This window comes from Streptomyces hirsutus (assembly GCF_001418415.1).
GTDB classification, from domain to species: domain Bacteria; phylum Actinomycetota; class Actinomycetes; order Streptomycetales; family Streptomycetaceae; genus Streptomyces; species Streptomyces hirsutus.
Window position 1 is genome coordinate 1 of the sequence record NZ_LIQT01000058.1, and the last position, 8,203, is coordinate 8,203.

Genomic DNA, 8,203 nt, shown 5'->3' on the forward strand with positions numbered 1-8,203 from the left:
GTACAGGTGGGGCGGGTGGTGATCGCCGACCGGAGGGGTGTGCCGGTCAGCGAGGGGACACGCCGAGGGCGGGGAGCACCACGGCGTCGATGTACGAGATGAGGAACTCCCGTGTGGGCGGCTGGTCGTCGATCAGCGCCCGCGTGGCGAACGCGCCGACGAGCATGTGCACCATGTAGTCCAACGCCGGATTGTCCGCCCGGACCTCGCCGCGCTCGATCGCGCGCCGGACGATCCCCTGGAACTCCGCGACTTCGGGCTCCACGAGCAGGGCCTTGAAGGCCCGCCGCAGGTCCTCGTTGGTCTGCACTGCCATGGCGAGCGCCCGCATCAGGGCGGCGTTCTGTTCCATGGCGCAGTCGTCCTGGCCGATGAGGCCGTGCAGGTCGCCCTGAAGGGAACCGGTGTCGATGTCGCTGATGACGCCGGGCTTCTGGCTCCGCATGGCTCTCACCACCAGCTCGGCCTTGCCGCCCCACTGGCGGTAGAGGGTGGCCTTGCTGGAACGGGTGCGGGCGGCCACGGCGTCCATGGTGAGGGCGTCGTACCCGACCTCGCGGAGCAGGTCGAGCACGGCCGCGTACAGTTCGGCCTCGCGCTCGGGGGTGATCCGGCTGCGCCGCACGGTCGTGACCTCGGTCATCCCGCTCACCTTCCCGCTCCTTCGTCCCTGTCGGACGTACCACCGCGCCGTACGGCACGCGTCAGTACACATAGTGCCGTACGTCCGCCGTCGCATACGCGGATTCGCATGCGGCCTCGTGCGCGGATTCGTACATGACGAATGTACCCAAGACCTTATGAGAACGAAACCGTTTCGTACGTGTGCTGGGTCACGTCAGGAAATCCGCCACGATTCCGCACGAGTTGCTGAGGCCCGCCCCCCGGAAAAGCATGGAATGGTGAGCTATCTGCGCCTGCCCCACCTCAACGGCGGCCTGCTGTGCTTCGTGGCCGAGGACGACCTCTGGCTCGCCCCGCTCGACGCGCCGGGCGGCCGGGCCTGGCGGCTCACCGTCGACCGCGCCAAACTCGGCCATCCCCGCTTCTCCCCCGACGGCCGCCACATCGCGTACACGAGCTGGCGCAGCCTCGCCCCCGAGATCCACCTGGTCCCCGTCGACGGCGGCCCCGGACGCCGGCTCACCTACTGGGGCACCTCCGACACCCGGGTCTGTGGCTGGGCTCCCCCGAACGGGGACGTGGACGCCGAGATCCTCGCCGTCGCCTCGCACGGCGAGCCGTTCTCGTACTTCACCTGGGCCTACAAGCTCTCCCCCGACGGCAGTCCGGGCCGCAAACTGCCCTGGGGCCCGGTGACCGACCTCCAGGTCGCCGACGTCGGCGGAGAACGGCAGACCCTGCTGCTCACCGGCACCCCACCGCACGAACCGGCCTCCTGGAAGCGGTACCGGGGCGGGGCGACGGGCAGGCTGTGGCTGCACGGACGGCGACTGCTCGGCGGGACGGCGGACGGGACGGAAGCGGCCGTCGAGGGGGCCGGCGGCACCGGTGGCACCGGTGGCATCGACGGGCATCTGCACTCCCCGATGTTCGTCGGCGGCCGGGTCGCCTTCCTCTCCGACCACGAGGGCGTCGGCAACCTGTACTCCGTGGCGTACGACGGCTCCGACCTGCGCCGCCACACCGATCACGACGCGTTCTACGCCCGCCACGCGTCCAGCGACGGCACCCGGGTCGTCTACCAGTGCGCCGGTGACCTGTGGATCGTCGACGACCTGTCCCCGGGCTCCGTACCGCGCCGGCTCGACGTCACGCTGAGCGGGCCGCGCGCGGGGCGGCGGCGCTACCAGGTGCCCGCCGCCCACCACCTGGACGGCATCTCCGTGGACGAGACGGGCCGGGCCAGCGCCGTCGTCGTACGCGGCAGCCTGTACTGGCTCACCCACCGCGACGGCCCCGCCCGCACCCTCACGGACACCCCGGGCGTACGGGTACGGCTGCCGGAGATGCTCGGCGCGGGCGGACGAGTGGCCTACGTGACGGACGCCGACGGCGAGGACGCCATCGAGATCGCCTCCCTGCCCCGGGCGAGCGGTCACCGCCCCGCACGGCGGCTGGCCTCGGGAAAGTTGGGCCGGGTGCTGGAGATGGTCGCCGACCCGGACGGCGGGCAACTGGCCGTCGCCTCCCACGACGGGCGCCTGCTGCTCGTCGGCACCGGCGAGGAGAGCGTGGAGGCGGGTGAGGCGGAGGAGGCGGAGACCGAGAACGCCGAAGGCGGTGAGAGCGGCGGCGGCTCCGGCTCCGGCTCCGGCGAAGGGTCCGGCGAAGGGTCCGGGTCCGGCGAAGGGTCCGGTGAGGGGGCGGCCCCCGACACCCAGGTCACCGAGCTGATCCGGTCCATCAACGGCCCCGTGCGCGACCTCGCGTTCTCGCCCGACGGCGGGTGGCTCACCTGGTCGCATCCCGGCATCGGGCGGTCGCTGCGGCAGATCAAACTGGCCCGGATGAAGGACCGGCTGGTCATCGACGTCACCAACGGCCGCTTCGAGGACGAGAATCCGGTCTTCACCCGGGACGGCCGCTACCTGGCCTTCCTGTCCTGGCGCGGCTTCGACCCGGTGTACGACGTGCACACCGGCGACCTGTCCTTCCCGCTGGGGTGCCGCCCGTACCTGGTGCCGCTGTCGTCGGCGACCCCCTCCCCCTTCGCCCTCAGCCCCGAGGGCCGGCCGGCCGCCGGGGGCCTCGACCCGGTGGAGGCCGACGACGGCGAGGACCTCGGGGAAAGCGGCGCGGTGACCGTCGAGACCGAGGGCCTGGAGAACAGGGTCACCCCCTTCCCGGTCGCCGCCTCCAAGTACTCGGCGCTGCACCCGGTCGCGGGCGGCGGGCTGGTCTGGCTGCGCTGGCCGATCTCGGGAGCGCTCGGCGAGACCTTCGCCAACCCGGACGACACCAGCGGCCGGCCAACGCTGGAGCACTTCGCCATCAGCAGGGCGAAGAAGTCCGAACTCGTCGAGCACCTCGACTTCTTCGCGGTCAGCGGCGACGGCACCCGGCTGGTCGTCGCGGACGAGGGCGAGCCGCGCGCGGTGCCCGCGACCGAGCCGGGCGACAGCGACTCCACCGTGTGGATCGACGTCCGCCGCATCCTGCACGAGGCCGACCCGGGGGCCGAGTGGCGGCAGGCGTACGAGGAGGCCGGGCGGCTGACCCGGTCCTACTTCTGGGAATCCGGCATGTGCGGCATCGACTGGGACGCGGTGCTCGCCCAGTACCGCCCGCTGGTCGAACGGGTCGCCTCCCCCGACGAGTTCGCGGACCTGCTGCGTGAACTCCTCGGCGAACTCGGCACCTCCCACGCCTACGTCACCGCCGCCCGCCGCAACGAGGGCCCGCCGCACTACCAGCGCCGTCAGGGCTTCCTCGGCGCCAACCTCGTGCCGCGCGAGCACGGTTGGACGGTCCGGCGGATCCTCCCCGGCGACTCCTCGGACTCCAGGGCCCACTCCCCGCTGGCCGGCACCGGCATCCGCGAGGGCGCCGTGCTCACCCAGGTCGACGGCCGCCCGGTGGACCCGGTCACCGGGCCCTATCCGCTGCTCGCGGGGGCGGGCGGTACGACGGTGGAGCTGACGTTCGCCCCGGCCGGGGGCGCGGGCCCGCCCCGCAGGGTCGCCGTGGTCCCGCTGATCGACGAGCGCCCGCTGCGCTACCAGGACTGGGTGGCCAAACGGCGTGCCGTGGTAAGGGAGTTGAGCGGCGGCCGGTGCGGCTATCTGCACATCCCCGACATGGGCGGCTCGGGCTGGGCCCAGTTCAACCGCGACCTGCGCATGGAGGTGTCCCGCCCGGCCCTGATCGTGGACGTGCGCGGCAACGCCGGCGGCCACATCAGCGAACTCGTCGTGGAGACACTGACCCGCACCATCCTCGGCTGGGACCTCACCCGCGACGCCCAGCCCGTGTCGTACGCGGCCAACGCCCCGCGCGGGCCGGTGGTGGCTCTCGCGGACGAGGCGACCAGCTCCGACGGCGACATGATCACGGCCGCGTTCAAGCTGCTGAGGCTGGGGCCGGTGGTCGGGCAGCGCACCTGGGGCGGGGTGGTCGGCATGACCGGCCGGCACCGGCTGGGGGACGGCACGGTGATCACGGTGCCGATGAACGCGGCCTGGTTCGACGCGTACGGCTGGTCGGTGGAGAACAAGGGCGTCGCCCCCGACCTGGAGGCACTGCGCACCCCGCTGGACTGGGCGGAGGGCCGGTACGCCGTACTGGACGACGCGGTCCGACTGGCCCTGGAACTCCTGGAGTCCGAGCCCCCGGCCACGCCCCCGACCTACAGCGACGTCCCCGACCACTCCCGTCCGGAGCTGCCGCCGAGGGCGACATGAGAAGGGGCGCCTCCGACGGAGACACCCCTTCCCTCTTCAGTACGCGACGTCAGGCGTCGTAGTCCTGATGACGGCGTTCCTCGGACTCCTGCTGCCGCCGGCGCTGCGGGTTGTCCGCGTCCTCCTCACGGCCTCGGCCGCGCTTCTGGGACTGCTCCCTGGCCTCGCCCATCTTCTGCTTGGCCTGGTCCTGCATCTGCTCGGCCTTGTCCTGGAACTTGTCCTTCATACCCATGTGGGTTCACTCCCGTTGGGGTGTGGGGGCTGTTGCTCGACCAGATTCACACGGGCGGTCACCCTGCGCATGTCGATCAGTCACGCAGCGTGTTCCGGGGTCGTTCCCGCAGGTCCCGGCGCTGCTCCCGGACGATCCGACGCCGTGGCGAGTCCGCTCCGGTGCTGTTCGTCGGCGTTGCCGCCGGCTCCGACCAGCCCCGTCCGCATGCCGGCGAACCGGTCCGCGAACCGCCGCACCTCCCGCTGTCCGACGGTGCCGATCACGCCGGGCAGGTAACCCCGTACGCCCTGCATCCCCCGCAGCCACCACTGCCCGTACACATGGCTGGAGCGCCGCTCGATCCCGGCCACCATCCGGTCCACCGCGGGACCCAGCGGGTACGTCTTGTTCGTCGGCCACGGCAGCCGCTGCCTGAGCTCCCGCATCGCCTCGTCCTGGTCGGCGCCGCGCACCATGTCCGTGTCGGTCCACGACAGATAGCCGACGCCGACCCGCACCCCCAGGTGCCCGACCTCGGCCCGCAGGCTGTGCGCGTACGCCTCCACACCGGACTTGGACGCGCAGTACGCGGTCATCATCGGGGCCGGGGTGATCGCGGCGAGCGAGGCGACCTGGAGCAGGTAGCCGCGGCTCTCGGTCAGCAGCGGCAGGAACGCGCGGGCGGTGACCGCCGAGCCGATCAGGTTGACCTCGATGACGCGCCGCCAGGACTCCGGGTCGGAGTCGGCGAACGGACCGCCGTTCGCCACACCGGCGTTGGCGACCACGATGTCGACCCGCCCGAACCGCTCCTTCACCTCCGCCGCGACCCGGCTCATCGCCCCGTGGTCGGTGACGTCGGCGTGCCAGTGGTCGCTCTCGCTGTGCAGCCGCGCCGACACCTGCTTGAGCGCGTCCGGTTCCAGCCCGACGAGCGCCACCTTCACCCCGCGCGCGGAGAGCTTGCGGGCGAGCAACTCCCCCACCCCGCGGGCCGCTCCGGTGACGACGGCGACCCGGCCCTCGAGCCGGCCCCTGGTCATGCGCTGTCCACTCATGCGCTCTCCTCGGCGGGTGCGACGGATGTGACGGGTGCGGCGGGCACCGCGGGTGCGGCAGGTGCGGCGGGTGCGGCGGGCACCGCGGGGATGTGGGCGGCGGCGAGTTCCCGGATCCGCCCGGTGACCGTTCCGGGCGCCTCGACGGGCGTCATGTGGCCGATGCCGGGCAGTTCGGTGAGTCCGAGGCAGTGCGGCAGCCGGGAGGCGATCGCCCGCGCGTGCACCGGCGGGGTGAGCCGGTCCGCGGTGCCGACGACGACGGCCGTCGGTACCCGCAACTCTCCTACGCCGTGCTCGAGATCGAGCAGGCCGAGCACGTGCGACCAGGACCGGCGGACCGTGCGCGGGCAGGCGTGCACGATGCGGGCGCACGCCTCGACCATGTGCGGCGTCGAACCGGGGCCCAGCGTCGCGTACTTGAGGATGCGGCGGGCGACCGGGGTGACCGGGCCGAGCGGGGCCGACGTGCCGAGGACGCGCCGGACCAGCCAGGTCCGTGTCCGCCCCGGCGGGAGCGGCAGCACCGTCGACTCGTCGACCAGCCGCGAACTGCCGGTGCTGCACAGCAGTACGGCCCCCGCGTGCTCGACGAAGGCGGGCCGGCCGGACGCGGCCATCACCGTCATGCCGCCCATGGAGTGCCCGGCGATCACGGCCTGTTCGCCGGGGGCGAGCGTGGCGGTCAGGACGGCTTCCAGGTCGTCGGCGAGCGCGTCGGTGCTGCAGTTCCGGCTCGCGGGGGTGCGGCCGTGGCCCCGCTGGTCGTAGGCGATCACCCGGTGGTCGGCGGCGAGTTCGCGGATCTGGGCCGCCCAGAAGGCGGTCGAGCAGGTCCAGCCGTGGGCGAGGACGACCGCGGGCGCCCCGTCGGGCCCGTGCAGTTCGACGTGCAGCCGGGTGCCGTCGGCGGAGACGGCGGTGAGTTCGCGGGCAGGGGCGGGCGGGGCGTAAGGCCCGGCGGAAACGTGCGTCGGGCGGCTCACGCGACCGCCTCGGTGCTCTCGTGGGGTGCGGCGGTCCTCTTCTTCCCGGGCGCCGCCCGCAGGACGGCGTACTCGGTGAGGTCCACACTCCGGGTGGCCCGCCGGAACTCGCCGGTCGTGCCCGGCCAAACGGTGGTGTTGCGGCCGTTGGCGTCCAGGTACCAGCTGGTGCAGCCGCCGGTGTTCCACACCGTGCGCTTCATCCGCTCCTGCACCCGGTGGTTCCAGACGCGGACGGCGCTCCTGCGGGCGTCGAGGGCGACCCGGCCGCCGAGGACGTCGAGTTGACGGAGGTAGTCGGCCAGGTAGTTCAGCTGGGACTCGATCATGAGGATCATGGAGGAGTTCCCGAGGCCGGTGTTGGGCCCGATGAGCGTCATGAAGTTGGGGAACCCGGCGGCCGAGGCGCCGCGCAGCGCCTCCATGCCGCCCGTCCAGGTCTCGGCGAGGGTCTTGCCCTCCGCGCCGACGACCCGCTCGGCGATGGGTATGTCGGTCACGTGGAACCCGGTCCCGAACACGATCGCGTCGACCTCGGCCTCGGTGCCGTCGGCCGCCACGACCGTCGATCCCCGCACCTCGCTCAGGCCGCCGTCGACCACGTCCACGTTGGGCTGCGCGAGCGCCGGGTAGTACGTGTTGGACAGCAGGATGCGCTTGCAGCCGATGCGGTAGTCGGGGGTGAGCCGGGCGCGCAGGGCCGGGTCCTTGATGGCGCGGGCCATGTTGCGCTTGGCCAGCTGCTCCACGAAGCCCAGCTCGCCCGGGTGCTTGGTGAACGCCTGGACCTGCAACTCCCTTACGCCCCACAGCAGTCCGCGGCGCAGCTGGGTGGTGAAGGGCAGCGCCCGGTGCAGGGCCCGTTCGGCGCCGCTGATGGGCCGGTCGACGCGGGGCAGCACCCAGGGCGGGGTGCGCTGGAAGAGCGTGAGCCGGGAGACGATCGGCTGGACGGACGGCACGATCTGGATGGCCGACGCGCCCGTGCCGACCATGGCGACCCGCTTGCCACGCAGGTCGTAGCCGTGGTCCCAGCGGGCGGAGTGGAAGACCTTGCCGGGGAAGGTGTCGAGCCCCGGGATGTCGGGGGTCTTCGGTTCGGACAGCGGCCCGGTCGCGGAGACGACCACATCCGCGCTGAGACTGCCGCTGCTGGTCTCGATGTCCCAGCGCAGCCGCTCCGTGTCCCACACCATCCGCTTCACCTCCGAGTCGAAGCGGATGTGCGGGCGCAGCCCGAAGACGTCGGTGACGTGCTCGAGGTAGGCGCGGATGTGCTCCTGCCCGGAGAAGGAACGCGGCCACTCGGGGTTGGGCGCGAAGGAGAACGAGTACAGATGGGACGGCACGTCGCACGCGCACCCCGGATAACTGTTGTCCCGCCAGGTTCCGCCGACGCTGCCGGCCCGCTCCAGGACGACGAAGTCGGTGATCCCCTCGCGCCTCAGCCGCACGGCGGCCCCCAGCCCGCCGAACCCGGACCCCACCACCGCGACCCGTACGTGCTCGTGCACGGCCATCCCCAAGCCTCCAGCCTTCACACACCGCTGAGAACCCCGCCAGTGAACACTGGCGCAA

Annotated in this window: 6 protein-coding genes; 1 reads left to right on the forward strand and 5 read right to left on the reverse strand. The window is 72.5% G+C overall.

Annotation, left to right across the window (positions count from 1 at the left end):
* Positions 1-46: 46 nt before the first annotated feature.
* Entirely contained in the window at positions 47-643 is a 597-nt protein-coding gene (locus tag AOK11_RS05165) for a TetR/AcrR family transcriptional regulator (RefSeq protein ID WP_055592434.1), read from the reverse strand.
* 259 nt (positions 644-902) lie between these two features.
* Between AOK11_RS05165 and AOK11_RS05170 the strand changes: the two genes are divergently transcribed.
* Positions 903-4,364 (forward strand): S41 family peptidase, encoded by a 3,462-nt coding sequence (locus tag AOK11_RS05170; RefSeq protein WP_063793422.1) that lies wholly within the window; start codon positions 903-905, stop codon positions 4,362-4,364.
* 49 nt (positions 4,365-4,413) lie between these two features.
* Here AOK11_RS05170 and AOK11_RS05175 read toward each other — a convergent pair whose 3' ends face one another.
* From AOK11_RS05175 to AOK11_RS05190, 4 genes are all read right to left on the reverse strand, one after another.
* Positions 4,414-4,599, reverse strand: coding sequence for a hypothetical protein (locus AOK11_RS05175; RefSeq protein ID WP_055592436.1), 186 nt, complete (start codon positions 4,597-4,599; stop codon positions 4,414-4,416).
* Positions 4,600-4,679: 80 nt separating this feature from the next.
* On the reverse strand, positions 4,680-5,624 hold the full coding sequence (locus AOK11_RS05180; RefSeq protein ID WP_055592437.1) for an SDR family oxidoreductase: 945 nt from the start codon (positions 5,622-5,624) through the stop codon (positions 4,680-4,682).
* 11 nt (positions 5,625-5,635) lie between these two features.
* The gene (locus tag AOK11_RS05185) at positions 5,636-6,625 is read right to left on the reverse strand and encodes an alpha/beta fold hydrolase (RefSeq protein WP_055592438.1); all 990 of its coding nucleotides are present in this window, start codon (positions 6,623-6,625) and stop codon (positions 5,636-5,638) included.
* Positions 6,622-8,145: a flavin-containing monooxygenase gene (locus AOK11_RS05190; protein ID WP_055592439.1), complete on the reverse strand. Its 1,524-nt coding sequence runs from the start codon at positions 8,143-8,145 to the stop codon at positions 6,622-6,624. The genes AOK11_RS05185 and AOK11_RS05190 overlap by 4 nt, the downstream gene beginning before the upstream one ends.
* Between the last annotated feature and the right edge of the window lie 58 nt (positions 8,146-8,203).

Bases quoted from the DNA above. Each gene is read 5' to 3' on its own strand.
- AOK11_RS05165 (WP_055592434.1), bottom strand. From the start codon at position 643: ATGACCGAGGTCACGACCGTGCGGCGCAGCCGGATCACCCCCGAGCGC.
- AOK11_RS05175 (WP_055592436.1), bottom strand. From the start codon at position 4,599: ATGGGTATGAAGGACAAGTTCCAGGACAAGGCCGAGCAGATGCAGGAC.
- AOK11_RS05180 (WP_055592437.1), bottom strand. From the start codon at position 5,624: ATGACCAGGGGCCGGCTCGAGGGCCGGGTCGCCGTCGTCACCGGAGCG.
- AOK11_RS05190 (WP_055592439.1), bottom strand. From the start codon at position 8,145: ATGGCCGTGCACGAGCACGTACGGGTCGCGGTGGTGGGGTCCGGGTTC.